Below are 24,480 nucleotides of genomic sequence, written 5' to 3'. Positions count from 1 at the left end.
GGGCCGCCCGCTTCCGTTCATGGGGGAGAAGAGAGCGGGCGGCTCCGGGGCGTGTTCCTTCGCTCTGATCTACGCGCCGTGGCATGCCCCGTAGGGCTGGGCGGAGCCGCACCAACACTCCGTCCCCCTCTGCGGAGGCCAAGCCACAGCTCGCCCCCGGGCCGCCAGCGTCGTCGCATACTGCGGTAGCAACGTCGCATCCCCCGGCGACGACCCCTCCGACGCGGCGAACGCCTCATACGAAGGCACCGTGCCCGTGACGATCCCCAGGTTCGGCGTCCCGGAGGATGCCAGTTCCCGCAGTGAGGCTTCTATCGTCGTGAGGTGTTCGTCGCGGGACGGGTACTCCGTCGCGAGGGAGGGGTACGCCTCCAGCAGTTCCGCCAGCTCGCCCTGGGCCCAGTGCAGGACGGCCACCGGGAAGGGGCGGGACAGGGCCTCGCGGTATGCGCCGAGTTCCGCTCGGAGGCGGGAGATCTCCGCTTCCAGTTCCGCCGGGTTGTCCGAGCCCAGGGACCACACCCGCTTGGGGTCGTGCAGCTCGTCCAGGGACACGGGGGAGGAGTGCAGGGTGTCGGCCAGGGCGTCCCAGGCGTCGTGGGGCAGGCCCAGCATGCGGCGTACCCGGTGGCGGCCGAACAGGAGGGGGCGGGTCGAGTACGGGGGCTCCGTCACATCCGTCAGGAGCAGGGTCGTCCCCTCCGTGAACGTGGCCTGCGCCGCCTCCAGCTCGTCGTGGGACTCCAGTGCCTCGGCGACGATCACCCAGGGTGCCGCGTCCCTCGGGGCGGACGCGCGGACTCCGTCGATGATCGCGCGGGCCTCGGCCTCATGGCCGTACTCCCAGAGGTTCGAGGCCTTCAGGGCCCGTACCAGGTGGGGGTTCTCCAGCGTGTCCGGGGTGGACAGCAGACGGTCGTAGAGCGTGGTCGCGGCGGGGCGGTCGCCGGCCAGTTCCAGGTGGGCCGCGGACTGCAGCAGCAGGGCCTCGGCGTCCGCGGGGTACAGGCCGGCGGTCCGCTCCAGGCGTGCCGCTTCGGCGGTGTGGTCGACGTTCTCGGCAGGCGTGTCGGGGCGCATGGGGGACACCGTACTGCCGACCAACGACATAGGGAGAGGTATGCGCTGGTCGGCAGAGCTACGGAGGCGTCAGGATTTCCGGATTCCTGTGGGGTCGGGAGCGGGGCCGGGGCGGCGGCTCATATCGTGACGCCGTCCACCTGGAGCGTCTGCACCGACTTCGCCGCGAAGGGTACGGCCACCGTCTTGCCGGACAGGCGGATGTCCGAGTGGGACGTGTAGAGGTCGCCGCCTCCCGTCGTGAGGGTGTTCCAGCGCGGGACCAGGCCGTTCGTGCCGCCCGTCACCGTCGTGAAGCGGGAGAGGTCGAAGGTCAGGGTCTGGGCCGAGGAGGAGGTGTTCGCGGCGACGATCACCAGACGCTTCGCTGACTTGTCCAGCGCGGCGGCCGCGTAGCTCACTCCCGTGTCGAGGATCGTCATACCGGGGCGGATGTGGCGGCTGAACTGCGCCATTACGTAGTACTTCGTCTGGACGGCGCCGGGCTGGAGCGTGCTCGCGTCGTACGCGATCATCGCCCAGCCCGAGCTGGGGTCCATCACCTGCCAGTAGACCCAGGCGGTGGGGTGCAGCCAGCGGAAGTCGTAGAGCAGGTTGCTCGCCAAGGTCATGCCGGTGCCGTCGATGTCGCCCGTCTCCGAGTTCCACAGGGCCTTGCCGGACGTCGTCACCACATCCGTGTAGAGCAGGTCGCGGCGGCCGCCCGAGCCCTGGTAGCCGTGGACGTTGACCCGGTTGACGTACCCCTTGGTGGTCGAGCTGAAGGAGTTCCACGTCGTGCGCGCCAGGTCGTAGCTCGTCTCGTCCGATGCCGAGATCTTCGTGCTCGTCAGGCCGCGCTTGTCCAACTCGCTTCGCATGTACGGCAGTACGGCCGACTGGACGCTCGCGTCCATGTGGCAGCCCTCCTGCGTGCCCGTCGCCGTCCACCAGCTGGAGGAGGGCTCGTTGAAGGGCTCCACCGTCGCGAAGTTCACGCCCCAGTTCTGCTTCGCGTAGAGGGCTACCGCCGCCAGGTGCGAGGCGTGCTGGCGGTAGTTCCAGGACTGGAGGTTGTTGCCGCCGCCGGAGGCGCCGGAGGGGTTGTGGTTGAGACACATCCACCACATGGGGGAGTTGGCGAAGAGTTCGGTCGTCGTGCCGCGTGCCGTCGCCTTCAGCAGCATCGCTCGCTGGGTGGCGTCCGCCGTCCACTTCCAGGCCGAGGAGGTGGGGTCCTCGTTGTTCCAGTCCTGCCAGTAGCCCTCGATCTGCTTGAAGGCGGGGATGTTGGGCGAGGCCACCATGCTCTCGCCGTTGACGCTGTTCCCGCTGCACGCGCCCAGGTTGTAGCGGGCGATGTTCAGGCCGAGGCCGGGGAGCGAAGTGCCGTTGTACGTCGTCGACTTGGTGGTGAAGAAGATGTCGGCGAAGTCGTCCCGGGCGCCGAAGACGTTGGCCCACCAGGCCAGGGAGGTGCCCCAGCCTTCCCAAGTGCCGTACGTCGTCGACGGGTTGACGGCGATGGTCGCGTCGGCGCGGGCGGTGCCCGTGGCCAGGGCGCTGCCGAGCAGGCCGCCTCCCGCGGCCGCCAGCAGTGTTCTGCGTCGGATCATGGCTTCTTCTCTGCCTCTCCGTGCGTGCGGCTCAAGCACCGGTCTCCCATGGACCGGCGTTGACTCGTCCCCCCGCATGCCAACAGGAAGCATCAGGTGTGGTGTGTGAGGTTGTCGAGGGTTGCGACAGCCCTTTCTAAAACCCGTGTACGAAGCAGCTGTACGGCCGGTGTCCAGCCGGTGTGCGTCAGGGAGGCTTACGGCTCTGGTGAGTTGACGGTGTGCGCCTTATCGTGCGGGCGGCGTCCCGGGCCGGTGAGGGAGGCGTTCTTATGCGGGCTTCCGTCGTTCGCGTGGTGCAGCACAGCAGCCGGCGGAGGCGTGCGCGGCGCCGGCGGGCGGTGTGGGCCGGGGGTGAGGTCCTCGTGACCGTCGGGGTCGTACTCCTGCTGCTGGTCGTGCATCAGTTGTGGTGGACCAATCGGGAGGCCCGGCGGGGGGCCGAGCGGAAGGTGGAGGCGTTGGAGCGGGAGTGGGGGGCGGGGGGTGGCGCTTCCGGTCCCGCTGGTTCCTCCGGGGAGTCCTCCGCTCCGTCGTCGGGAACGGGAACGGGAACGGGTACGGGAGCGGCCCGGCGGCAGCCGTCGTACGTCACCGTCGGCTCGTCGCTTCCGCGAAGCTCCCAGGCGTACGCCATCCTGACCATCCCCAGACTTCACCTGCGCGTGCCGGTCGCCGAGGGCGTGAGCAAGCCGGACGTCCTCAACAAGGGGTACGTCGGTCACTACCCCGGCACCCAACAGCCGGGCCAGGCAGGCAACTTCGCGGTCGCCGGGCATCGGAACACCCATGGCGAGCCGTTCCGGTATCTGCCGCGGCTGCGGGCGAAGGACCTCGTGGAGGTCGAGACCAGGTCGGCGACGTACACGTACAGCGTCGACAAGATCCTTCCGCAGACTTCGTCCCGGGACTCGGGCGTGATACGGCCCGTACCGCGCTCCGTTGTGCGACCCGCGTACGGCTACGACGACCCCGGCTACTACATCACCCTGACCACCTGTACCCCGGAGTTCACCTCCAAGTACCGGATGGTGGTGTGGGGGAAGCTGACTTCGATGCGGCCCCGGTCGTAGTCAGTCTTTGCTTGCATGATTCACGAGGTCGAGGACATCGAGCGGGAGTTGTCGCGGGTCGTGGGGCGGCCCGCGGTGCAGGACGTGCCGCCAGTGCTGTCCGCCTTCGACGTGCGTACGGGTATTCCGGTCGCGGAGTTCGAGGGCCGGGTGCGTGCCGTACTCGGCGCCGCTCTTCGGGTCGCGCTCTCCCGGTCGTTCGACGGAGGAGACATTCCCGTCGACCTCGTCCCCGACTGGTTCGTCGCGGCGAGTACGGGGCGGGGTGAGGCGTGGGACGTGCAGGGCTGGCTCTGGCAGTTCGAACCCGGGGACGAGTCTCGGGGCTGGGCCTGGTGGGATCTCAGGGAGTCGGGTGAGCGCACGGCTCGTGTGTGGGTGGACTCCTGGGGTGAGTACTTCTTCGGCTGCGACGACTTCCGCTGGCTCGCCCGTGCCGCCGGTGCCGAGGAGGTCAGTGGGCCCGTCCTTGTGCGTGCCGGCGACTGGGCGGCGGGCGTTCCTTTCTGAGGTGTTCCTGGCGCAATCCGGCGAGCGTCGTTCAGCTCCGCTCCCGCAGTGCCAAGACACTCCCCGCCCCCACCACGGCCAGCGCCGCCGACACCACGATGGCCACGTTCGTGCCCTGGCCGAAGCCGCCGGGGGAGGACGTCACCAGGGCGATCGTCAGGGCCACGCCCGCGCAGGAGCCGATGTAGCGGAACGTCTGCTGGGCGCCCGAGCCCATTGCCGCTCGCGCGACCGGTACCGACTCCACCGCCAGCAGTGGCAGCGCGGCGTTCAGCAGGCCGCTGCCGATGCCGCCCAGGATCAGGCCGGGGATCAGGCGGGGCCAGGAATCCGCGGCTATCGCGCCCAGCATCGTCAGGGCGCCGGCTGCGTGCAGGAGGAAGCCGATGGCCAGTTGCAGGCGCGGGGGCACGCGGCCCGCCAGGCGCTTGGCCTGCAGGGCCACCCCGAAGGACAGGCCGGACCACAGGAGGAACAGCCAGGCCGTGTTCATCGCCGTCATGTGCAGCGCCTGCTGCAGCACCGCGGGGAGGAAGCTGAACAGGCCGATGACCGTCAGGCCCGTGAACAGGCCGGCCGCCGACGACGCGAGGAAACGGCGGTGGCGCAGCAGGCCCAGGTCGATCATGGGGGTCCGCACGCGTCGTTCCACCAGCGCGAACAGTGCGAGCAGCAGGACGGCCGCCGCGAACAGCAGCTCTACCGGTGCCCGCAGCCAGCCGTCCCGGCCCAGGGTCAGTGCCGCGACCAGTGCCACCAGCGCCGGGCCGAAGGTCAGTGCGCCCAGCAGGTCCGGACGGCCGCCCCTGGGTGAGCGGGATTCGGTCAGGGGGCGGACGGCCAGCCCTGCCACGACCAGCGTCGCCGCGCCCAGGACGCCGTACGCCACCCGCCAGTCCGGCAGTGATCCGGCCACCAGCGGGCCGATCGCGATGCCGCCGCTCACGAAGGCTCCCCACACGCCCGTCGCGTGCAGCCTGCCCCGCGGGCTCGGGAAGGCGGCCACCAGCAGGCCGAGGCTGCTCGCCAGGATCGCCGCGCTGGCCGCGCCCTGGGCTATGCGGGTCAGGGTGAACATCCAGGTCGTTGTGGACAGGGCGCTGAGAGCCGTCGTCACGCCCAGGGCCAGCGTGCCGAGCAGGAAGATGCGGCGGCGTCCGTAGTCGTCGGCCAGGCTGCCCGCCACCAGGAGCAGGGCGGCGAGGCCCAGCGGGGTGCCGTTCAGGAGCCAGGCCTGGGCCGAGACGGGGGTGTGCAGGGCGGCCACCGTGCCGGGGAGCGTGACCACCGGGGCCGTGTACGTCATCAGGGCCACCGCCGTCGCGGCGCTGGTCAGGGCCAGCGTGGCTCGGGGGTGCGGGGGCGCTTCCGCCTTCGGGACCGTGTTCGGTCCCGTGTTCGGGGTCGTGCGCGGTGCGCTCTGCTTTGCGGTGGGCTCCGCTGCCTCCGCACCCTGGAGAGTTCTTTCATTGAACCTTGTCATGGGTGTACCGTAACACCGTCGGTTCGGTCATTGAACCAATATTTGGGAAAGTGGCTAAGGTGGACGCCATGGCACTGGGCAAGGACTACGCGACGCAGGAATGCTCGATCGCCCGCGCGCTGGAGATCGTCGGCGAGCGGTGGACGCTCCTGGTCGTCCGCGACGCGCTCTACGGCGTCCGGCGCTACAACGACTTCCTCGTCCACCTCGGCATCCCGCGCGCCGTCCTCTCGGCCCGCCTGAAGACGCTCACCGAGGAGGGGATCCTCGAAAAGCGCCGGTACCAGGAGTCGCCGCCACGGGACGAGTACGTCGTGACCGACCGCGCCGTCGCCCTGTGGCCGGCGCTGCGGGCGCTCGCGGTCTGGGGGCGCGAGCACTTCAGCGAGACCCAGCTGCGTTACTTCCGGCACGCGGAGTGCGGTACGGAACTCGGGCCGTACGGCGAATGCCCCGCCTGTGGAACCTTCGTACCCCCCGCGGACGTCCTCATTACGCCGGGACCGGGACTCGATCCCGACCCGGCCGATCCGGTCAGCCGGGCGCTCCTCAAGCCCAAGCGGTTGTTGGAGCCCCTGGAGACCGGGCACGCATAAGCAGGGCGAGTACAACGCGCTTACAACGCGCGTCCAACAGGTGGTCGAAAGGAGCAGCAGGCAATGGTTCGCCGCTGGGCATCCCCGCGTCCCGCCGCCGTACTGCTGCTCCTGCTGCTCGACATCGCGCTCCTCGACACCGGCACCCTCTCCGCCACCGTCGCGCTCGCCGCGACCGCCGCGGCCGGGTCCGCACTCGCCCTCTGCTCCCTGATCGCCGCGCGCTGCGCGCCCGCCGTGCCGCCCACCCGGGTGCGTACGGCCATCCGCGACCGCGACCGCCGTACGGCCTTCCTGCCGCAACGCGATCCCGACGCCTCGGGGCGGCCACGTCCCCGAGCGCCCGGACGCGCCCTCCCGGCGACCACCGCGTAGGGCGATCACCTCCCCGAAACACCGAAGCACCGCAACACACAGGTGACCCCAGCGCGGGTCGTCATGCCGCCATCCCGCATCACTCCGGCACGACGAGACCCACGGAGGGCTCACCCATGTCCGTTTTCGCCAACCTGGTCGAGCAGCTCGCCGAGTTGCTCCAGCCGCTCTTCCACACGTCCGCGGCCGCCGCCGCGATCGTTGTGTTCACCGCGCTCGTACGGCTCCTCGTGCATCCGCTGTCCCGGGCCGCCGCCCGCGGTCAGCGCGCCCGGGCCGCGCTCCAGCCGAAGGTCGCCGAGCTGCGGAAGAAGCACGCGAAGAATCCGGAGAAGCTCCAGAAGGCGGTGCTGGAGCTGCATGCCGAGGAGAAGGTCTCGCCGCTGTCCGGGTGTCTGCCCAGCCTCCTCCAGTTGCCCGCCTTCTTCCTCCTCTACCACCTGTTCTCGAACTCGACGATCGGCGGGGAGGGCAACGGGCTGCTGACCCATCAGCTGTACGCGGCGCCGCTGGGCGGGCGATGGGCCGACGCCCTCGGTGACGGCGGGGTCTTCGGGGGCGCCGGGCTGGTCTACCTCGCCCTCTTCGCCGTTGTCGCCGCCGTCGCCACCTTCAACTACGTCCGTACGAAGCGGACGGCTGCCGCCGGCGGCGCGCTGCCGGTGGGGGACGAGGGCGGCGGCGAGCAGGTGCCGGGGCTCGCCGCCGTCGGCAGGATCATGCCGTTCATGTCGTACCTGACGATCATCACCGTCGCCGTGGTGCCGCTGGCCGCCGCGCTGTACGTCGTCACCAGTACGACCTGGAGTGCCGTGGAGCGCGCGGTGCTCTATCGCTGAGAGGGTCTGGATCACTGGGAGGGCCCGGTTACGGTCCAGTACGTGAACCGGGTATTGCGGACTGGACCTCGACCTTGGAGGATCGACCAGTCCTCCGATGGCTGCACACATCGGCGGGGCGTTCGCGATCGAGGGAGATTGTGACCATGAAGCTGCTGCGAGTCGGTACGGCGGGGGCGGAGCGGCCCGCGCTGCTCGACGCCGAGGGGACCCTGCGGGACCTGTCGGGGATCGTGGGCGACATCGACGGGGCGCTGCTCGCCGACGACGCCGCGCTCGGCCGGGTCCGGGCCGCCGCCGAGTCCGGGGAACTGCCCGCGCTCGACGCGACCGGGCTGCGGGTCGGAGCGCCGCTGGGCCGGATCGGGAAGATCGTGTGCATCGGGCTGAACTACCACGACCACGCCCGGGAGACGGGGGCCGAGCCGCCCGCCGAGCCGGTCATCTTCTTCAAGGCCGCGGACACCGTCGTCGGCCCGAACGACACCGTGCTCGTGCCGCGCGGGTCCGAGAAGACCGACTGGGAGGTGGAGCTGGCGGTCGTCATCGGGCGTACGGCCCGCTACGTCGAGTCGGCCGAGGAGGCGCTCGCGCATGTCGCGGGGTACGCGGTCGCGCACGACGTGTCCGAGCGGGAGTTCCAGATCGAGCGGGGCGGCACCTGGGACAAGGGGAAGAACTGCGAGACGTTCAATCCGCTGGGGCCTTGGCTCGTGACGGCGGACGAAGTCCCGGATCCGCAGAGTCTGTCGCTGAAGCTGTGGGTCAACGGTGAGCTGAAGCAGGACGGGACCACGGCCGAGCAGATCTTTCCGGTCGCGGAAGTCGTGCGGTACGTCAGCCAGTTCATGACGCTTTACCCCGGTGACGTCATCAACACCGGTACGCCGGCGGGGGTTGCGCTCGGGCAGCCCGAGCCGAAGCCGTTCCTGCGGGGCGGGGATGTTGTCGAGCTGGAGATCGATGGGCTCGGGCGGCAAAGGCAAGAGTTCAAGAACGCCTGATGGGGTGGGGGCTGCGCGAATCCGGCGGGTGCGGGTCGTCATTTGGCTGATCGCGCCCACGCGGCGGAGCCGCATATCGATACAGCCCCGCGCCCCTGAGGGCGTTTCCGCTTACGCCAGCAGTGACGCCAGCCTGCGCCACGCCTCCCTCGGCAGGGCGTCCCTCGTGCCGCCGTTGACCACCTGGAGTGCCACGTGGTCCGCGCCCGCCTCGTGGAAGGCGGTCACGCGGTCCCTGATCCGGTCCTCGTCGCCCCATGCGTACAGGGCGTCGATGAGGCGGTCGCTGCCGCCGGAGGCCAGGTCGTCCTCGGTGAAGCCCAGGCGCAGGAAGCTGTTGGTGTAGTTGGGCAGGGTGAGGTACATCGCGAGGCTGTCGCGGGCCAGAGCTCGGGCGCGGGCCGGGTCGGTCTCCAGGACGACCTTGAACTCCGGTGCCAGCAACGGCGCTTCACCGAGGATCTCGCGGGCCTGGGCGGTGTGCTCGGGAGTGACCAGGTACGGCACCGCGCCCGCCGCCCGGTCCCGGCTCAGCTCCAGGGTCTTCGGGCCGAGGGCAGCGAGGACCCGGCGGTTTGCGGGGACCCCGGCCGCGTCCAGGGCGTCCAGGTAGGCGACCAGGGCCGAGTACGGGCGCCGGTACTGGTCCGCGAACTTGGCGTGGCTCACCCCGAGGCCGAGCACGAAGCGGCCGGGGTGGGCCGTCTCCACCTCGGCGAAGGCGGCGGCGCTCGCGTCGGCCTCGTACTGCCAGATGCTCTGGATGCTGGTGCCGACGGCGAGCCGGGAGGTGGCCGCCAGTAGTGGTACGGCGTGCTGGGCCGCGCTGCTGCCGCCCAGCCAGGCCGCGCCGTAGCCGAGTTCCTCCAGTTCGGCGGCCGCCTCGGCGATCTCGGCGCGGCGGGCCGGGTCCTCCGCGCGGAGCCCGACGCTCCAGATGCCGTACCGGCCGACCGTTTCCTTCAGGGTGCCGCTCATCGGTTCCGTTCCCTCCGGCTGTCAGACGTATGGACAGTGCCAACCGGAGGGAGCCTCGGGTTAATCCCGCCGGTGACTACTGGGGCGGCCGGCCCAGGAACTGCTCCAGCGCCTCCACCACGAAGCGGTGGTCCTGGAGTTGGGGCAGACCGGAGACGGTGACCGCACCGATGATGCCCACGTTCTCCACGTTGACCGGGAACGACCCGCCGTGCGCCGCGTACCTGTCGGGATCGAGGCGGGAGGCCTCCTCGAACGTCGTGCCCTTGGCCCGGAAGCGGGCGCCGACCAGGTAGGAGGAGGCGCCGTAGCGCTCCACCACCCGGCGCTTGCGGGCGATCCAGGCGTCGTTGTCGGGGGTGGAGCCGGGCAGCGCCGCGTGGAAGAGCTGCTGGCCGGAGCGGTGGATGTCGATGGCCACGGGGGCCTGGCGCTCGCGGGCCAGTTCGACGAGGAGGGTGCCGAGGGCCCAGGCGTCGTCGTGGGTGAACCGCGGGAAGACCAGGCGTCGTTCCTGGGTCTCCAGCTCCTCCACGGACGGGGTGATCTCGGGGGTGTACTTGGGGGTGATCTTCGGGTGGTGCATCAGAGGTTCACCGCCACACCGTCACGGGCGGAGCGCCGGGCCGCCTCCAGCACGTCGAGGGCGGCGGCCGCCTCCAGCGCGGTCACCGGGTTGGGCCCGGCGCCGGTGAGGGCCGCGGCCACGGCGGCGTAGTAGGCGGGGTAGTCGCCGGGCAGGGTCGGTACGGGATCGCCGCCGCCGGTCAGCGGGGACTGGCCGGAGCCGAGACGGCCCCACAGCGGCTCGGGCTCCGCGCCCCACTGCGGGCCCGGGCGCAGCCCCTCCCGCAGCGCCGCCTCCTGCGGGTCCAGGCCGTACTTCACATAGCCCGCGCGCGAGCCGAGGACCCGGAAGCGGGGGCCGAGTTGGGCGGTCGTCGCGGAGACGTAGAGATGGGAGCGGACACCGCTCGTGTGGGTGACGGCGATGAAGGTGTCGTCGTCGGTCTCCGCGCCCGGACGGCGGATGTCGGTCTCGGCGTACACCTGCGTGGCGGGGCCGAAGAGGACCAGGGCCTGGTCGACGACATGGCTGCCGAGATCGTAGAGCAGACCTCCGATCTCTGCGGGGTCGCCGGACTCGCGCCAGCCGCCCTTGGGCTGCGGCCGCCACCGCTCGAAGCGGGACTCGAACCGCCATACGTCACCCAGCTCGCCATGGCTGATCAGCCTGCGGACGGTCAGGAAGTCGTTGTCCCAGCGGCGGTTCTGGAAGACCGACAGCAGCAGTCCGCGCTCCTCGGCGAGCGCCGCGAGACCGCGGGCCTCGGCGGCCGTGCCGGCGATCGGCTTGTCCACCACGACCGGGAGGCCCGCCTTCAGGGCGGCGGTGGCCAGCGGGACGTGCGTCTTGTTCGGGGACGCGATGACGATCAGGTCCAGCTCGTCGGCACGGTCGAACAACTCGTCCGGGGCGGTGGCGAGCCGGACGTCCGGGAACTCGGCGCGGGCCTGCTCCTGCCGCTCGGGGTGCGAGGTGACCACCGTGTCGAGGGCGAGGCCCTCGGTGGCGGCGATCAGTGGGGCGTGGAAGACGGAACCGGCGAGGCCGTAGCCGACCAGGCCCACGCGGAGGGGTGTACCAGCAGTCATGCGTCCCACTTTCGCAACGCTGTTGCCAAAGTGCAAGTTGTGGGGAGAATGGGCGGCGTGAACAGGACGAAGAGCGGCAGCGGCCCCACGGGAGCGAATCTGCTCGCCGTACGCAGTCACAACACCGCGCTGGTGCTGGATCTGCTGCGTACGGCCGGTGCGGAGGGCATCAGCCGGCTCGAACTCGCCGAGCGGACCGGGCTCACCCCGCAGGCCGTCAGCAAGATCACCGCCCGGCTGCGGGAGCAGGGATTCGCGGCGGAGGCGGGGCGGCGGGCGTCCACCGGGGGCAAGCCGCGGACCGTGCTGCGGCTGGTGCCTCAGGCGGGGCACGCGGTGGGGGTGCATCTGGACCGCGACGAGCTGCGGGCGGTGCTCTGCGATCTCACCGGGGCGGTCGTCGGCGAGGTCCGGGCCGGCCTGGACTTCGGGGCCGGGGCCGAGGCGGTGGTCGAGGCCGCGGCACGGGAGGTGGAGGTGCTGGTGTCCGGGGCGCGGGCGTCCCTCCTGGGAATGGGCGTCGCCTCTCCGGGCCCTCTCGACCACACCAACGGCGTCCTGCACCGCGTCACCGGATTCCCGGAGTGGGACGGCTTCGCGCTGCGGGACGCGCTGGCCGGGCGGCTCGGGATTCCCGTCGTGGTCGACAAGGACACCAACGCGGCGGCGCTCGGGCTGGCCGTCGCGGGCGAGGGCGGGTCGTTCGCGTATCTGCATCTCGGTACGGGGCTCGGTGCCGGTCTGGTGATCGGCGGCAGCGTGCACCGGGGGGCGCGGACCGGGGCGGGGGAGTTCGGCCACCAGGTCATCCAGCTCGACGGGCCGGTGTGCGGATGCGGGGGGCGCGGATGCATCGAGGCGTTGTGCCTGGCGGCGGTGGGACGGGGGGACTTGGCGGAGGCGGCTCGGGTGCTGGGGGCCGGGGCGGCGAATCTCGTCGGGCTGCTGGACATCGATCAGGTGCTCCTCGGCGGTCGTACGGTCGCCGCGGCGCCGGAGGTCTTCGTGCGGGGCGTCGCCGGGGTGCTGGCGGAGCGGGCTCGGCGGGAGGGGGCGCTCGGCGGGGCGGTTCCCGTGCGGGTCGCCTCCGGCGGGGTGGCGGAGGGGGCGGCGCAGCTGATGCTTGCACCGGTGTTCGGACGGGCGGACGGCTGACGTCTGCCTGGGGTGGGGGTGGGGGTGGGGGTGGAGGTGCGGATGTGTGCGGGGCGTACGGGGCTGGGCCCCTGGGACGGCGTACGGGTCTGTGGCCGCGGGGCGTAGACGTCTGGGCCTGCGGGGCGTAGGCGTCCGGGCCTCCGGAGCGGCCTCTGGAGCGGCGTGCGCGTCTGCGCCGATCGGGCGGATTCGCGCCGCCGTTCGAGGTGCCCGTTCGGTATGGCGCCGTCCGTCGGCCGCCTCGCCCGGGATGGTCATGTGTTCATGCGACTGTGCACGCCCCTGTCCCTCTGCCTCGCCGCAGCCGCCGTTCTCGCCCCCCTGCCGTCGGCGGTCGCGTGGGCGGACTCCGCTGCGCCCTGCGCGGGCGCCGACGACCAGCGTTTTCCGCTCACCAGCCGGATCCATGGCGGTCCCACCTCCTACGAGGCCGGCGGCGGTTACGGCACCTGGTACATCGACCTGACCAACACCACCCGCCAGACCTGCGCCGCCGTACACCCCGTCCTCGTACTCGTCGACGACAAACGTGCCCTCAAGGCCTCGCAGCCCAAGCTGGAGTTCTACGACGGGGCGACGGCCCGCGGCGTCCGCTTCGAGACCACCGACGCGCACGAGCTCATCGGCGTGTTCGACGCGGACGGCTTCCCCGGGTTCACCGTGGGTCCCGGCAAGACCGTCAGCGTCAAGGTCCGGCTCTCCCTCACCTCCGACGCCGTGACGAACGCGGTCACCGCCAATGCGGCCCTCGTACAGCGCCACAACCAGGACGGCGACTGGATCGGGCAGTCCAACGACTACCGGTTCGGGATCGGCGTCGAACCCGGGCCCATCCCCGTCCCCACCCCCACCGCGGTTCCCCGGTCCGCCACACCCAGCGGCTCGGGCACCCCGCTCCCCACGGCCGAGGAATCCACGCCGACGAAGGAGCCGGAACAGACCCCGGTGGCCGAGGAGAGCGCGGGCGACGGCGGAGGCGGTGGGGACGGCGCGGATGAAGGAGGCGACGGAGACGAAGGCGGGGGAGGAGGGAGAGAGGGCCGGGACGACATCTGGGCCGGTGAAGGTGCCCGTGAAGGTGCCGGTTCGCGGGCCTGGGAGCTTGCGCGGACCGGGCTCGGGGCCGGGCACGGTGCTCTCGCCGGCGCCACCGTCCTGTTGGTCGCCGGAGGGGGCGCGTATCTGATGGCGCGCAGGCGGCGCTGAGCCGCGCGGGCGCGGGGGTCCGCGATCACCACCGGTCGCCCCGTCTGCGACGATCCCTCCCGTGGACTACCCGAACGACCAGGCCCCCGGCGCCCCCGTCCGCGCCGGCATCCCCGAGCACGGGCGCATCCCCAAGTACTACGCCGTGAAGGCGCGGATCGCCGCCCTCCTGGAGGAGCTGGGGGAGGGCAGCCTCATCCCCACCGAGCGCGACCTCTCCGAGCGGTACGACGTCGCCCGCGAGACCGTGCGCCAGGCCGTGCGCGAGCTGGTGCTGGAGGGGCGGCTCAGACGGCAGGGGCGGGGCACCGTCGTCGCCGGGCCCAAGCTGGAGCAGCCGCTGTCCCTCGCCAGCTACACGGAGGGCGTACGGCGGCAGGGGCGCAGGCCCGGTCGTCACCTCGTCGGCCTCGACCGCTTCCCCTGCCCGGAGGCGCTCGCCGCCGAGATCGGCCTCACCCGCGGCGAACCCGTCTGGCACCTGGAGCGTGTGCTGCTCGCCGACGACGAGCGGGTCGGCCTGGAGAGCACCTACGTCGCCGTCTCCCGCGTCCCGCGCCTCGACACCGACTTCGAGCCCGACTCCTCCTTCTACCTCTACCTCCAGGAGCAGGGCATCGGCTTCGGCGACGCCGACGAGCGCGTCGAGACCGTGCTCGCCACCCCGCGCGAGGCCCTTCTGATCGGCACCCCGCCCGCCCTGCCGATGCTGCTGATCCACCGGGTCTCCAGGGACACCGAGGGACGCCCGCTGGAGCGGGTGCGGGGCCTGTACCGAGGGGACCGGTTCTCCTTCACGGCCCACCTCACGGGCTGAGAACGACCCGCACGGCACTCTCTCCGAATATCACGAAAAGATAACAGGTCTAGCCCAAACGCGATGGCTCGTTCACGCTCTCCTTGTCAGCCGGACCTTTCCGGTTCCCCGATCGCGAGGAGCGTTGCCGCCGTGAGAGTGACAGTCGTCGGAGCAGGCGTGGTGGGCACCATGCACGCCTGGCAAGCAGTGGAACGCGGCCATCAGGTCGTACAGATCGAGCGGGAAGCGGAGGCGCGCGGCGCCTCGCTGCGCAACTTCGGGCAGATCTGGGTCAGTGGACGCGCGGGCGGGGAAGAGCTCGAAACCGCCCTCCGGGCCCGGGAGTTGTGGGAGGGGATCGGCGGGCGCGTGCCCGGCCTCGGGTTCCGGGCCATCGGATCCCTCACCCCCGTGCGCGGCCCCCTCGAACTCGCCGTCGCCGAGGCCGCCGTGGCACGTGCGGACGCCGCCGCCCGTGGCTACAAGCTGCTGACGCCCGGCGAGGCGCGCGCCCTGAACCGCGCGCTGCGCGGCGACTTCACCGCCGCCCTGTACTGCGAGCGCGACGCCGCCGTCGAGCCGCGCACCGCTCAGCGCGCCCTGCGCGCAGAGCTGTCGAAGTCCCCGAACTACACCTTCCTGCCGGGACGCGAGGTGCGCGAGGTGGTCGGCACGGGTGCCGTCCGCGACGACCACGGCGATGTGCACCACGCCGACGTGGTCGTGCTGTGCACCGGCGCCTGGCTGGGCGGGCTCGTCCGTGAGCTGGCGGGTCCCGACCTGCCGGTCCGCCGCGTGCGGCTCCAGATGATGCAGACCGACCCGCTGGGCGAACCGCTCACCACCTCGGTCGCCGACGCGGACAGCTTCCGCTACTACCCCGCCTACGCCTCCCCGGCCCTGGACGAGCTCGACGCCCGGCAGCCGCAGGCGCGCACCGCCGCCGAGCACGGGATGCAGCTGCTCATGGTGCAGCGCGCCGACGGCGGTCTGACCATCGGCGACACCCACGAGTACGAGCACCCCTTCGCCTTCGACACCCTTGAGGACCCCTACGACCACCTCACCGAGGTCGTCGAATCCCTCCTCGGCCGGCCGCTCCCGAAGATCCGGCGCCGCTGGGCCGGGGTGTACGCGCAGTGCACCGACACCAGCCGGGTGGTGCACCGGCAGCAGGTGAGCGACGGGGTGTGGCTGGTCACCGGGCCCGGCGGGCGCGGTATGACCTGCTCGCCCGCGATAGCCGAGACGACCGCGAACGAACTGGGCTGGTGAGGAAGTCGACCATGCAGAACACCGACAACAACGACATCCGGCTCGTCGTCCTGGACATGGCCGGCACCACCGTCGCCGACGACGGGCTCGTCGAGGAGGCCTTCGCGGCCGCCGCGCGGCACCTCGGCGCGGACCCCGACTCGATGGTGGACTACGTCCGCGCCACCATGGGCGAGTCCAAGATCTCCGTCTTCCGGCATCTGTTCGGGCAGGAGACGCGGGCACAGGAGGCCAACAAGGCCTTCGAGGCGGCGTACGCGGCACTCGTCGACGCGGGCCGGGTCGCGGCCCTGCCCGGTGCGCGCGAGACCATCGAGGAGCTCAGGTCGCAGGGCCGTACGGTCGTGCTGACCACCGGCTTCGCGCGCACCACGCAGGACGCGATCCTGGCCGCGCTCGGCTGGCAGGACCTGGTGCCGCTCACGTTGTGCCCCGCCGACGCCGGGAGCCGGGGGCGTCCGTATCCCGACATGGTCCTCACCGCGTTCCTGCGTACGGCGGCCGCGGACGACGTGCGGCAGATCGCCGTCGTGGGCGACACCTCGTACGACATGCTCAGCGGTGTCCGCGCGGGCGCGGGCGTGGTCGCCGGTGTCCTGACCGGGGCGCACGACGCGGACGCGCTGCGCACGGCCGGAGCGACCCATGTGCTGGACTCCGTGGGCGGATTGCCGGGAGTACTCACATGAGCAGCGGCATCCGCTTCGACTCCGTCACGGTCGCCTACGACGGCAACGTCGTCCTCGACTCCCTCGACCTCACCGTCGAGCCCGGCGAGGTGATGGCCCTGCTCGGGCCGTCCGGCTCCGGCTTCTGGTCGCCAACGGCGACGTGCAGATGAACTATGCCCAGTCCAAGGACATGCCCGGCCCCGGCATCTGGTTCCCGGCGAAGCAGGGCGGGCGGTGGCTTCGGCGCCCGCTCGGACGTCAAGGCCGCCGACGCCAACGCCGTCGCGCTCGCCCGGCTGATGGACTGCGTGGACATCTTCACCCCGGACTGGAACGACATCGACAAGAACCTCGCGTCGTACGTCGAGGGCTGGAAGTCGGCCACCGGCAGCTGACCGGCTCCACCGCGGCTGCCTCACTGGTACCGCGTGATCGACGGGGTCCGTATCAGGCAGGGCTGATTAGGCTGGGGGCGTCGGTACGCCGTGGTTCCGGCGCCCCCAGCTCATGACCGTACGCACGCCAGGAGACGCAAGACATGGCAGACCGCAAGCCCATCGAGTCGTGGCTCACCGACATGGACGGGGTGCTCATCCACGAGGGTGTCCCCATTCCCGGCGCCGACTCCTTCCTGAAGAAGCTGCGTGAGTCCGGCAGGCCGTTCCTCGTGCTCACCAACAACTCCATCTACACCCCGCGCGACCTGCACGCCCGGCTGCGCCGCATGGGTCTGGACGTACCGGAGGGGAACATCTGGACGTCCGCGCTGGCCACCGCCCAGTTCCTCGCCGACCAGCGGCCCGGCGGCAGTGCGTACGTCATCGGCGAGGCGGGTCTGACCACCGCTCTGCACGACGTCGGCTACATCCTGACCGACCACGAGCCCGACTTCGTGATCCTCGGCGAGACCCGGACGTACTCCTTCGAGGCCATGACGAAGGCCGTGCGGCTCATCAACGACGGCGCCCGGTTCATCGCCACCAACCCCGACAACGTCGGCCCCTCCGTCGAGGGCGCCCTGCCCGCCACCGGCTCGGTCGCGGCTCTGATCACCGCGGCGACCGGCAAGAAGCCGTACTTCGTCGGCAAGCCCAACCCGCTGATGATGCGGGCCGGGCTGAACGCGATCGGCGCCCACTCGGAGACCTCCGCCATGATCGGCGACCGTATGGACACCGATGTCCTCGCCGGCCTGGAGGCCGGGATGCGGACCTTCCTGGTGCTGACCGGCGTCACCCAGCCGGCGGAGGTCGACCGCTTCCCGTTCCGGCCGTCCGAGATCGTGGACTCGATCGCGGAGCTGGTCGACCGGGTCTGAGACGTGGGTTCGAAACCTGGACCAACCCGTTCGGAGTAGTAGAAGGCCCCTGGGAGATGCGTCGGTGGGCCCGTGGGGGGAGTCTCCAGATATCTGGAGGTTTCACGATGGGCTCACTACGCCTCACTCTCTGTACAGGACTCCTGGCCGCCGCCGCACTCGTTCCGACGGCCCACGCGGCGGAGGGCGGAGTCTCCGTGACCCCGTCGACCCCGGCCCCCGGCGCCGCGGTGGCGCTGCGGGTGAGCGGCTGCGGCGGGACGTCCGGCACCGCCGCCTCGCCGGCGTTCGTGTCCGACGCACGGCTGGTCGGCGTCGGCGGCGCCATGGCCGGCGAGACACAGGTCCGCTCGGCGGCCCAGCCCGGCTCGTACGACGTGAAGGTCACCTGCTCCGGGTCCGTGGTCAACGGCAGGCTCACCGTCGCCGGGGCGTCGTCGCAGGACGCGTCCCAGCCGGATCCGCTCTCCGCCGCGGCCTCGCCCGTCGCCCCCGTCGACGCGGGCGGCGGCGGCACCGCGCACTTCGCCTCCGTGGACGCCCACGCGGAAGGTCCCGGCACCGCCCACGCGGTCGTCGGTCTCGTCCTCGCCGGACTCGCCGCGGTCGCCGTCGGGCTGCGCAGTGCCCGCCGGAGCCGCGAGGCGGGCTGAGGGCGCCGGTCACCATGTCCGACGGTGCGGGTTCCACCGGGACCGGGCGGCTCGTGACCTGTGCGGCCTGGGCCGTGCTGCTGTTCGGCCTGTGGCTGTGGGGCCGCGAGGTGACCGGCATTCCGTCGGGGACCTCCGGTGCCGCGACGGGCGACGTGGCCGGAGTGGGCCGCCCGGCCGGGGCGGAACTCCCGCCCGCGGCCGAGCCGTTGGCGGATGCGCTGCCGCAGCGCATCGACATCCCCGAGCTGGGTGTGCAGGCGCCGGTCGTCGGCCGCGGCCTGGACCGGCAGGGGGCGATCGAACCGCCGCCCTTCGACCAGCCGGGAGTGGTGGGCTGGTACGCGGCCGGGGTGAAACCCGGGGCGGCCGGCACCGCGCTGATGGTGGGGCACGTGGACACCACGACCCGGCCCGCCGTCTTCTACAAGATCAGCACGATGCAGCCCGGCGAGACGGTCCGGGTGGTCCGCGCCGACGGCAAGGTCGCCGACTTCACCGTGGAGGACGTACAGGTCCTGCCCCGCGACGACTTCGACGCCCGCCAGGCCTACGGACCACGGCAGGCGGGCCGCGCCGAGCTGCGACTGATCACCTGCGGCGGCAGCTTCGACCGGGCGGCCAACCACTACACGGCCAACGTGGTGGTGTCGGCGTACCTCACCGGCACGGGACCGTAGACCCTGACGGGGCACCTGGCCCGGCCGGCGGCTCGCTCCCCCCGAAGCCACCGACCGGGCAGGTCCTCGACCGCGCTCGCGCGGGCTGCGGGAGTAACCCGGCGACCGGCGCGGGAGGTCCGAAAACCACGGTGGGTGCACATCCGGCCGGTGGCCGGGACCGGATGGAACGACTCTAGAACGGATGACACCCCTGGGCCTAGAGGAAGTTGACGCAAAGCCCCAACCTGGTGGCTCTCCGTCATCCCCGCAGGTGACACTGTGCCCCGGCCGTCCAGGTAACAGGTCTCCGACAAGCGCCGTGCGGTCTCGTGACCGGTGCGGTGGGTATGTCACGATTGACCCCTGGAACGGTGCACCCAAGGGGGAGTTGGATGTACGGCAGCAGGGCGGCCGCAGTGGTGCTCGGGGCGGGACTGCTGATCGCGGGATGCTCCTCCGGGGACGGAGGGGACGACGCCGGTCAGGGTGCGAAGATCACCCAACAGCCCAAGGGCGTGGACCCGTTCTGGGTGAACCCGGACGGCAACGCGGCCCGGCAGGTCGCCGCCTACGAGAAGGACGGCAAGAAGGACGACGCCGAGCAGATCAGAAAGATCGCCGAGCAGCCGACGGGGGAGTGGATCGGCCCTGAGAATCCCGAGCAGGAGGCCCAGGGCTTCACCGAGGCCGCCGAGAAGTCCGACCGTACGGCGCTGCTCGTCCTCTACAACATCCCGCACCGCGACTGCGGCCAGTACTCGCAGGGCGGCGCGGCCGACGGCAACGCCTACCGCGCCTGGATCGACGGCGTGGCCAAGGGCATCGGCGACCGCTCCGCGATGGTCGTCCTGGAGCCGGACGCCATATTGCACCTGGTGAACGGCTGCACCCCGGACGAGTTCCACGAGGAGCGCTACGACCTCCTCAAGGGTGCCATCGCCAAGCTGAAGTCCCTGAAGAACACCAAGGTGTACCTGGACGCCGGGAACGCGGGCTGGGGCCACCCGGACCAGATCTTCCAGCCCCTCCAGTCGGCGGGCATCGACCAGGCCGACGGCTTCGCCCTCAACGTCTCCAACTTCTACTCCACCCAGGACTCCATCGCCTACGGCAAGCAGCTCTCGGCGAAGGTCGGCAACAAGCACTTCGTCATCGACACCAGCCGCAACGGCAACGGCCCCTACACGGCGGGCAACCCGGACGAGCGCTGGTGCAATCCGCCGGGCCGGGCGCTGGGGGAGGCGCCGACGACAAAGACCTCGGACCCCCTTGTGGACGCCTACCTCTGGGTCAAGCGCCCAGGAGAGTCGGACGGCGAATGCAAGGGCGGCCCCAAAGCGGGCCAATGGTGGCCGACCTACGCTTTGAAACTGGCGCAGGCGTCAACTCCTTAGGGGCGCGGGGCCGCATCAACATGCGGCCCCGCCGCGTGTGCGCGACAAGCCACAGCGCTCCCGCGCCCGACAACCCAAAGGCGGGAGCGCTACGGCACCTTCACCCACTGCGCCTTGCTCGGCGTGCCCTGGTCGTCGTCGACGAACAGCATGTACCAACCGGACTGCACCAGATTCCGGCTCTTCGGCACCGTCACCGTGATCTTGTTTCCGGACGTCTTGAAGTCCAGCGCGATGGAGCGCTGATCGACGTCCGTCACATGGGTGGACGCGCTCGGGCGGATCAGCCGGACCTTCTTGATCGTCGACGCGTGCTGCGAGGTGAACGTCCCCGACGCGCCGCGCGCGATCGTCTGCGGTCCGCCCGACAGGGACGGCCGTGAGTCCCGGTACAGATACGGCGGCGTGTAGATCTCGATGCGCTGCTCGAACTTGCCCGGCTTGGTGTTGGCCTTGTCCCCGTACAGCGAGTCGGACCCGAAGAACATGATCCGCCCGTCGGGCAGCAGGATCGACCCGGAGTGGTAGTTCCGGCCCACCAGCGGGTCGGCCACCCTGGTGAAGCTGTTGCTGTCCGGGTGGTAGAGCCGCGCCTGGAGGATGTTGGAGTCGCCGCGGCCCCGGTAGTCCTCCGAGCCGCCCGACACCAGCACGCTGTCGTCGGGCAGGATCGAGGACTGCGGGTAGCGCGTGCCCTTCTCCAGCGTCGGCCCGTTCACAAACCTGGGGTTGGCGGACTTCAGATCGATCAGCCGGGTCCGGTTGCTGGACAGCTTGGACTCGCCGACGCCACCGCCGCCGATGACCATGTACTTCTCGTTCTGCGCCGGAGGCAGCAGCACGGTCCCGGACGTCTCCATCTCATTGGCGTCGCTCAGCCCCGGCAGCTTGCTGAACTTGTTGGTGGTCACGTCCCAGATGCCCGGGTCGCGGCCCACGTTGTCGGGGCCGTAGCCCGCGTTGGAACCGGAGTAGAAGATCTTCCCGTTCTGCATCAGGAACAGCGCCGGGTAGGTCGGGAACTGCCGGATCTTCGGCGTGTACGTCCACTTCCTGGTCTTCGGGTCGAAGATCTCGTTCTTGCCCGGGACCAGCTGGCCGATGTCGTCGAGGCCGGAGACGCTGAGGATCTTGCCGTCGCTCAGAGTGGTGAGCGTCGGGTACCAGCGGGCCTCGTTCATCGGGTCGACCTTGATGTACTTCTCGGCGACCGGGTCGAACTCGTAGGCGTCCCGGATCCCCTGGAAGTCCTTCTTGTCGAGGGCGAGCTTCTGCGCGATGCCGTACGTGTTGCGCGCGTCGGCGCCGGTCAGGCCCTGCACCCGGTAGTTGTCCTGGGTGCCGGTCTCGTACTTGGAGCCGCTCTGCCTCGCCTCGACGTAGATACGGCCCAGACCCGGGTCGTTGCGCAGGAACGCGCCGGTGCCCGGGTCGAAGACCTTCTTCGCGCGCGGCACGAGGACCGGATCCTTCGACACGAAGGTCTTGCCGTTCTCCTTGCCGGTGAACTTGGTCCCCGCGGGCAGCGTGATCGGCTTGTCCGGGTTCTCGTTGTGCACCACCATCAGGCCGCCGGCCTTGGTGACGTCGCCCTTGAGCTTCTCGTACCGCTTGGTGCCGCCGGCGATCAGCAGATTGCCGTTGGCCAGTTGGGTGTGGCCGGTGCAGAACAGGTCGGCGGGTGTCGGCACCTTCTTGATGGTGCCCTTGACCGGGTCCCAGATGCGGGTGTCGAACTTCTTCGCGTCGAAGTTGTCCTGGTTGTTGCCCGACCCCGCGATCAACAGCACCTTGCCCGTGTGCAGGAGCGCCGCGTGGATGGTGTCCTGGCGGTACTCCTTGGGGAACTCGATGATGTCCCAGTGGCCGTTCTCGGCCTTGTACTCGGGTCTGTTGATCTTGTACTGGTGGTACTGCTCGGTTCCGAAGCGGTACAGCCAGGGACCGTTCATCCCGGCCAGCGCGAGTACCACCGCCGTGCCTATCGCAAGTCTGCGGGCGCGGCGGCGACCGGCACTGTCGTTCATTCCTTACGTCCCCCAAGTCCACCGAGCGCGATCTGCATGTTCTGGTCGTTGCCCCCGTTCGAGGCGGCCCAGCTCGGCCGTTGCTGCGGCGCGTGCGGAGCGTGCGGCGGCGGGGCCGCCGGGGCCGGGGGCGGAACCGCGTCCTGTGGCTCGGTGACCACAGGATCGGCGGGCTTCTTCCTGTCCTGGCGCAGTGCGTGGCGCCAGGCGAAGATCGGAGAGGCGGTGATCAGCATGGCGAAGACCGCCCAGGTGATCATCGCGGGGTGGGAGTGCCCGTACACGAAGCCGGCGGCGAGCGAACCACCGAAGACCAGGATGAAGAACCAGTGGATCCTGAAGGTCCCGAACAGCGTGTCGGGGCTGGCCGAGTCGCCCTTGGGCGTCACCACGAACTTGCTCTTGCGGCGCAGTACGGCGTCCATCAGCGACCGGGCGTAGATCGGCGCCGACAGCGCCGACATCACCATGCCCGCGACACCGCCGGAGCCCTCCGGCTCGTGCGGTGAGACGTTGTGGCGCCGGTTCCAGATGTACAGGCCGATCTGCAGCGCGGACGCGTTGCCGTAGAGCATCAGCCACACGGTCGGGTCGATGTTCACACCCGAGGCGCCCAGGCCCAGGAACAGCGCGCAACTCAGCGCCGCCAGGATCCAGTTGAGGGCGGACATCGGGTAGAAGATGATCATCATCGTGTAGTTGAACAGCTTGCCGGGCGGCAGCGAGAAGAAGCCCTTCCAGTACTGCTTGAGGATCGTCTCGTACGTCCCGCGCGACCAGCGCATCTGCTGGGTGAAGAAGTCCGTCCAGGCGTTCGGGCCCTCGCCGACGGCCAGCACGTCCGGCGTGTACACGGAGCGCCACTTCCTGCCCGTCGCAGGGTTCTTGGCGCGGTGCATCTCGAAGCCGGTGGCCATGTCCTCGGTGATCGAGTCGTACAGGCCGCCGATCTGCTTGATGGCCTTGATGCGCACGGCGTTGGAGGTGCCGACGAACATCGGGGCGCCGTAGCGGTTGCCGGCCCGCTGGATCAGCGCGTGGAAGAGGAACTGCTGCGACTCGGCGGCCTTGGTGACAAACGTGTCGTAATTGCCGTACACCTGCGGGCCGATGACGAAGCCGACGTCCGGGTCGCGGAAGTAACCGAGCATCCGCTCCAGGTAGTTGGGCAGCGGCACATGGTCGGTGTCGACGGAGGCGAAGAAGTCGTACTCGTCGCCGTGCGCCTCCAGCCAGGCGTTGTAGTTGCCGTGCTTGGTCTTGGCGCGGTGCGGGCCCTTGGGCTGGTTCCAGTGCGCGACACCCTTGCGGGTGAAGTGGTGCACGCCGAGGCGGGCGCAGACCTCCTTGACGGCCGGGTCGTCGCCCTCGTCCAGCAACCAGACGTGCAGCAGGCCCCGGTGACGCAGCCTCACGGCCGCTTCCAGGGTCTTCGTCACCATCTCCAGCGGCTCCTTGCCGGGCACGAAGGAGGTGAGGAAGGCGACACGGGTGCCGGTCTCGGGCACGACCGGGACCGGGTCGCGGGCGACCAGGGTGGCGTGCGCGTTCGACAGCACGTTCATGCAGCGGAAGAACTCGATCAGACCGATCGAGACGAGCATGACGACGTCGAGGGCCGGCAGGAAGTCGTAGGCCGGGTAGTCGCGTTCGGTCCAGTGCTCCGGCTGGAGCAGCCAGGCGAGCAGGACCAGCGAGAGCAGCGGCGCCGCGCCCAGCATCAGCGCGGCCCGTACCCGGTGCGGTTCCTGTGAGAGCAGGGAGCGGTACTGCACCTTGTACGGCTTGCCGGGGTCCGGCTGGGTGAGGGGGCCCGCAAGCCGGCTGTAATGCTCGTAGTCGTATCTCGGCAGGGTCTTCTTTATCCGGCGGAACTGCCCGGTCCGGTGCGAAGGCATCCTCAGCTGGGTGGTCTGTGACGGGTCGAATTCCCGCCGGGCGCCGGACGGCGTCGACGTCATGAGTCATCCCCCCACACGCAGTTCACCGCGTGTCTGTGTCGGTTCCGATCGGCCGTCAGGTCCCCCTCGACCCGCACGGCCGCGTCAAATGGGCCACAGGCTCTCCACACCTTATAGACATGGACTGCGACCCTCCGGTTGCATGATGCCCCCCTCGGCATCCGTTC

At 70.6% G+C, this 24,480-nt stretch carries 23 protein-coding genes and 2 pseudogenes; 17 read left to right on the top strand and 8 right to left on the bottom strand.

Annotated elements, in window-relative coordinates:
• Nucleotides 1-69 precede the first annotated feature (69 nt).
• Together AB0I54_RS09735 and AB0I54_RS09730 are read right to left on the bottom strand one after the other, a co-directional pair.
• Entirely contained in the window at nucleotides 70-1,080 is a 1,011-nt protein-coding gene (locus AB0I54_RS09735; protein WP_363295376.1) for an SEC-C domain-containing protein, read from the bottom strand.
• 119 nt (nucleotides 1,081-1,199) lie between these two features.
• Nucleotides 1,200-2,675, bottom strand: a complete 1,476-nt coding sequence (locus tag AB0I54_RS09730) for a glycoside hydrolase (protein WP_363295375.1) — start codon at nucleotides 2,673-2,675, stop codon at nucleotides 1,200-1,202.
• Between the two features lie 272 nt (nucleotides 2,676-2,947).
• Between AB0I54_RS09730 and AB0I54_RS09725 the strand changes: the two genes are divergently transcribed.
• Complete coding sequence (locus AB0I54_RS09725) at nucleotides 2,948-3,748, top strand: class E sortase (protein WP_363295374.1); 801 nt, start codon at nucleotides 2,948-2,950, stop codon at nucleotides 3,746-3,748.
• Between the two features lie 15 nt (nucleotides 3,749-3,763).
• Entirely contained in the window at nucleotides 3,764-4,258 is a 495-nt protein-coding gene (locus AB0I54_RS09720) for a hypothetical protein (protein ID WP_363295373.1), read from the top strand.
• A 31-nt stretch (nucleotides 4,259-4,289) separates the two neighbouring features.
• Here AB0I54_RS09720 and AB0I54_RS09715 read toward each other — a convergent pair whose 3' ends face one another.
• Nucleotides 4,290-5,741, bottom strand: coding sequence for an MFS transporter (locus AB0I54_RS09715; protein WP_363295372.1), 1,452 nt, complete (start codon nucleotides 5,739-5,741; stop codon nucleotides 4,290-4,292).
• Nucleotides 5,742-5,809: 68 nt separating this feature from the next.
• Between AB0I54_RS09715 and AB0I54_RS09710 the strand changes: the two genes are divergently transcribed.
• The 4 genes from AB0I54_RS09710 to AB0I54_RS09695 all read left to right on the top strand — a co-directional run bounded on the left by AB0I54_RS09710 (nucleotide 5,810) and on the right by AB0I54_RS09695 (nucleotide 8,555).
• A complete protein-coding gene (locus AB0I54_RS09710) occupies nucleotides 5,810-6,337 on the top strand; it encodes a helix-turn-helix domain-containing protein (protein ID WP_363295371.1) in 528 nt (175 codons plus the stop codon).
• 63 nt (nucleotides 6,338-6,400) lie between these two features.
• The gene (locus AB0I54_RS09705) at nucleotides 6,401-6,712 is read left to right on the top strand and encodes a DUF6412 domain-containing protein (protein WP_363295370.1); all 312 of its coding nucleotides are present in this window, start codon (nucleotides 6,401-6,403) and stop codon (nucleotides 6,710-6,712) included.
• 116 nt (nucleotides 6,713-6,828) lie between these two features.
• The gene (yidC, locus tag AB0I54_RS09700; RefSeq protein ID WP_363295369.1) at nucleotides 6,829-7,551 is read left to right on the top strand and encodes a membrane protein insertase YidC; all 723 of its coding nucleotides are present in this window, start codon (nucleotides 6,829-6,831) and stop codon (nucleotides 7,549-7,551) included.
• Between the two features lie 146 nt (nucleotides 7,552-7,697).
• Entirely contained in the window at nucleotides 7,698-8,555 is an 858-nt protein-coding gene (locus AB0I54_RS09695) for a fumarylacetoacetate hydrolase family protein (protein ID WP_363295368.1), read from the top strand.
• A 111-nt stretch (nucleotides 8,556-8,666) separates the two neighbouring features.
• Here AB0I54_RS09695 and AB0I54_RS09690 read toward each other — a convergent pair whose 3' ends face one another.
• From AB0I54_RS09690 to AB0I54_RS09680, 3 genes are all read right to left on the bottom strand, one after another.
• Entirely contained in the window at nucleotides 8,667-9,533 is an 867-nt protein-coding gene (locus tag AB0I54_RS09690; RefSeq protein WP_363295367.1) for an LLM class F420-dependent oxidoreductase, read from the bottom strand.
• Nucleotides 9,534-9,609: 76 nt separating this feature from the next.
• Nucleotides 9,610-10,119, bottom strand: a complete 510-nt coding sequence (locus AB0I54_RS09685) for a heme-degrading domain-containing protein (RefSeq protein WP_363295366.1) — start codon at nucleotides 10,117-10,119, stop codon at nucleotides 9,610-9,612.
• On the bottom strand, nucleotides 10,119-11,189 hold the full coding sequence (locus tag AB0I54_RS09680; protein ID WP_363295365.1) for a Gfo/Idh/MocA family oxidoreductase: 1,071 nt from the start codon (nucleotides 11,187-11,189) through the stop codon (nucleotides 10,119-10,121). Before AB0I54_RS09680 ends, AB0I54_RS09685 begins: the two co-directional genes overlap by 1 nt.
• 57 nt (nucleotides 11,190-11,246) lie before the next feature.
• Here AB0I54_RS09680 and AB0I54_RS09675 point away from each other — a divergent pair, with 57 nt between their 5' ends.
• From AB0I54_RS09675 to AB0I54_RS09625, 11 genes and pseudogenes are all read left to right on the top strand, one after another.
• Nucleotides 11,247-12,344 carry an ROK family transcriptional regulator gene (locus AB0I54_RS09675; RefSeq protein WP_363295364.1) on the top strand — a complete coding sequence of 366 codons (1,098 nt, stop codon included), beginning with the start codon at nucleotides 11,247-11,249 and terminating at the stop codon, nucleotides 12,342-12,344.
• Between the two features lie 222 nt (nucleotides 12,345-12,566).
• Nucleotides 12,567-13,553 carry a hypothetical protein gene (locus tag AB0I54_RS09670; RefSeq protein WP_363295363.1) on the top strand — a complete coding sequence of 329 codons (987 nt, stop codon included), beginning with the start codon at nucleotides 12,567-12,569 and terminating at the stop codon, nucleotides 13,551-13,553.
• A 61-nt stretch (nucleotides 13,554-13,614) separates the two neighbouring features.
• Nucleotides 13,615-14,370 carry a GntR family transcriptional regulator gene (locus tag AB0I54_RS09665; RefSeq protein WP_363295362.1) on the top strand — a complete coding sequence of 252 codons (756 nt, stop codon included), beginning with the start codon at nucleotides 13,615-13,617 and terminating at the stop codon, nucleotides 14,368-14,370.
• 132 nt (nucleotides 14,371-14,502) lie between these two features.
• Nucleotides 14,503-15,627: a TIGR03364 family FAD-dependent oxidoreductase gene (locus AB0I54_RS09660; protein WP_363295361.1), complete on the top strand. Its 1,125-nt coding sequence runs from the start codon at nucleotides 14,503-14,505 to the stop codon at nucleotides 15,625-15,627.
• Between the two features lie 11 nt (nucleotides 15,628-15,638).
• Nucleotides 15,639-16,316: a phosphonatase-like hydrolase gene (locus tag AB0I54_RS09655; protein WP_363295360.1), complete on the top strand. Its 678-nt coding sequence runs from the start codon at nucleotides 15,639-15,641 to the stop codon at nucleotides 16,314-16,316.
• Nucleotides 16,313-16,438 (top strand): annotated as a pseudogene (locus AB0I54_RS09650) (2-aminoethylphosphonate ABC transport system ATP-binding subunit PhnT); the annotation flags it as partial. The gene AB0I54_RS09655 and the pseudogene AB0I54_RS09650, both read left to right, overlap by 4 nt.
• Nucleotides 16,438-16,693: pseudogene (locus tag AB0I54_RS09645) on the top strand (2-aminoethylphosphonate ABC transporter substrate-binding protein); the annotation flags it as partial. The pseudogenes AB0I54_RS09650 and AB0I54_RS09645, both read left to right, overlap by 1 nt.
• Nucleotides 16,694-16,836: 143 nt before the next feature.
• Nucleotides 16,837-17,616 carry an HAD-IIA family hydrolase gene (locus AB0I54_RS09640; protein WP_363295359.1) on the top strand — a complete coding sequence of 260 codons (780 nt, stop codon included), beginning with the start codon at nucleotides 16,837-16,839 and terminating at the stop codon, nucleotides 17,614-17,616.
• Nucleotides 17,617-17,723: 107 nt separating this feature from the next.
• Nucleotides 17,724-18,269, top strand: a complete 546-nt coding sequence (locus AB0I54_RS09635) for a hypothetical protein (RefSeq protein ID WP_363295358.1) — start codon at nucleotides 17,724-17,726, stop codon at nucleotides 18,267-18,269.
• 14 nt (nucleotides 18,270-18,283) lie between these two features.
• A complete protein-coding gene (locus AB0I54_RS09630; RefSeq protein ID WP_363295357.1) occupies nucleotides 18,284-18,949 on the top strand; it encodes a class F sortase in 666 nt (221 codons plus the stop codon).
• Between the two features lie 374 nt (nucleotides 18,950-19,323).
• Nucleotides 19,324-20,325, top strand: coding sequence for a glycoside hydrolase family 6 protein (locus AB0I54_RS09625; protein WP_363295356.1), 1,002 nt, complete (start codon nucleotides 19,324-19,326; stop codon nucleotides 20,323-20,325).
• Nucleotides 20,326-20,414: 89 nt separating this feature from the next.
• On the opposite strand, the gene AB0I54_RS09620 is transcribed toward AB0I54_RS09625, so the two are convergent.
• Together AB0I54_RS09620 and AB0I54_RS09615 are read right to left on the bottom strand one after the other, a co-directional pair.
• Nucleotides 20,415-22,352 (bottom strand): kelch motif-containing protein, encoded by a 1,938-nt coding sequence (locus AB0I54_RS09620; RefSeq protein ID WP_363295355.1) that lies wholly within the window; start codon nucleotides 22,350-22,352, stop codon nucleotides 20,415-20,417.
• Nucleotides 22,349-24,313 carry a glycosyltransferase family 2 protein gene (locus AB0I54_RS09615; protein WP_363295354.1) on the bottom strand — a complete coding sequence of 655 codons (1,965 nt, stop codon included), beginning with the start codon at nucleotides 24,311-24,313 and terminating at the stop codon, nucleotides 22,349-22,351. Before AB0I54_RS09615 ends, AB0I54_RS09620 begins: the two co-directional genes overlap by 4 nt.
• Nucleotides 24,314-24,480 lie beyond the last annotated feature (167 nt).

The organism is Streptomyces sp. NPDC050625 (assembly GCF_040654755.1).
Classification (GTDB): domain Bacteria; phylum Actinomycetota; class Actinomycetes; order Streptomycetales; family Streptomycetaceae; genus Streptomyces.
This window is presented reverse-complemented; position numbering and strand designations above follow the sequence as displayed.

Excerpts from the sequence above, each read along its gene's own strand:
- AB0I54_RS09725 (WP_363295374.1), top strand. The coding sequence starts at position 2,948 with ATGCGGGCTTCCGTCGTTCGCGTGGTGCAGCACAGCAGCCGGCGGAGG.
- AB0I54_RS09670 (WP_363295363.1), top strand. The coding sequence starts at position 12,567 with ATGGCGCCGTCCGTCGGCCGCCTCGCCCGGGATGGTCATGTGTTCATG.
- AB0I54_RS09635 (WP_363295358.1), top strand. The coding sequence starts at position 17,724 with ATGGGCTCACTACGCCTCACTCTCTGTACAGGACTCCTGGCCGCCGCC.
- AB0I54_RS09735 (WP_363295376.1), bottom strand. The coding sequence starts at position 1,080 with ATGCGCCCCGACACGCCTGCCGAGAACGTCGACCACACCGCCGAAGCG.
- AB0I54_RS09615 (WP_363295354.1), bottom strand. The coding sequence starts at position 24,313 with ATGACGTCGACGCCGTCCGGCGCCCGGCGGGAATTCGACCCGTCACAG.
- AB0I54_RS09685 (WP_363295366.1), bottom strand. The coding sequence starts at position 10,119 with ATGCACCACCCGAAGATCACCCCCAAGTACACCCCCGAGATCACCCCG.
- AB0I54_RS09640 (WP_363295359.1), top strand. The coding sequence starts at position 16,837 with ATGGCAGACCGCAAGCCCATCGAGTCGTGGCTCACCGACATGGACGGG.
- AB0I54_RS09730 (WP_363295375.1), bottom strand. The coding sequence starts at position 2,675 with ATGATCCGACGCAGAACACTGCTGGCGGCCGCGGGAGGCGGCCTGCTC.
- AB0I54_RS09715 (WP_363295372.1), bottom strand. The coding sequence starts at position 5,741 with ATGACAAGGTTCAATGAAAGAACTCTCCAGGGTGCGGAGGCAGCGGAG.
- AB0I54_RS09705 (WP_363295370.1), top strand. The coding sequence starts at position 6,401 with ATGGTTCGCCGCTGGGCATCCCCGCGTCCCGCCGCCGTACTGCTGCTC.
- AB0I54_RS09680 (WP_363295365.1), bottom strand. The coding sequence starts at position 11,189 with ATGACTGCTGGTACACCCCTCCGCGTGGGCCTGGTCGGCTACGGCCTC.
- AB0I54_RS09720 (WP_363295373.1), top strand. The coding sequence starts at position 3,764 with ATGATTCACGAGGTCGAGGACATCGAGCGGGAGTTGTCGCGGGTCGTG.
- AB0I54_RS09630 (WP_363295357.1), top strand. The coding sequence starts at position 18,284 with ATGTCCGACGGTGCGGGTTCCACCGGGACCGGGCGGCTCGTGACCTGT.
- AB0I54_RS09690 (WP_363295367.1), bottom strand. The coding sequence starts at position 9,533 with ATGAGCGGCACCCTGAAGGAAACGGTCGGCCGGTACGGCATCTGGAGC.
- AB0I54_RS09625 (WP_363295356.1), top strand. The coding sequence starts at position 19,324 with ATGTACGGCAGCAGGGCGGCCGCAGTGGTGCTCGGGGCGGGACTGCTG.
- AB0I54_RS09655 (WP_363295360.1), top strand. The coding sequence starts at position 15,639 with ATGCAGAACACCGACAACAACGACATCCGGCTCGTCGTCCTGGACATG.
- yidC (WP_363295369.1), top strand. The coding sequence starts at position 6,829 with ATGTCCGTTTTCGCCAACCTGGTCGAGCAGCTCGCCGAGTTGCTCCAG.
- AB0I54_RS09710 (WP_363295371.1), top strand. The coding sequence starts at position 5,810 with ATGGCACTGGGCAAGGACTACGCGACGCAGGAATGCTCGATCGCCCGC.
- AB0I54_RS09620 (WP_363295355.1), bottom strand. The coding sequence starts at position 22,352 with ATGAACGACAGTGCCGGTCGCCGCCGCGCCCGCAGACTTGCGATAGGC.
- AB0I54_RS09695 (WP_363295368.1), top strand. The coding sequence starts at position 7,698 with ATGAAGCTGCTGCGAGTCGGTACGGCGGGGGCGGAGCGGCCCGCGCTG.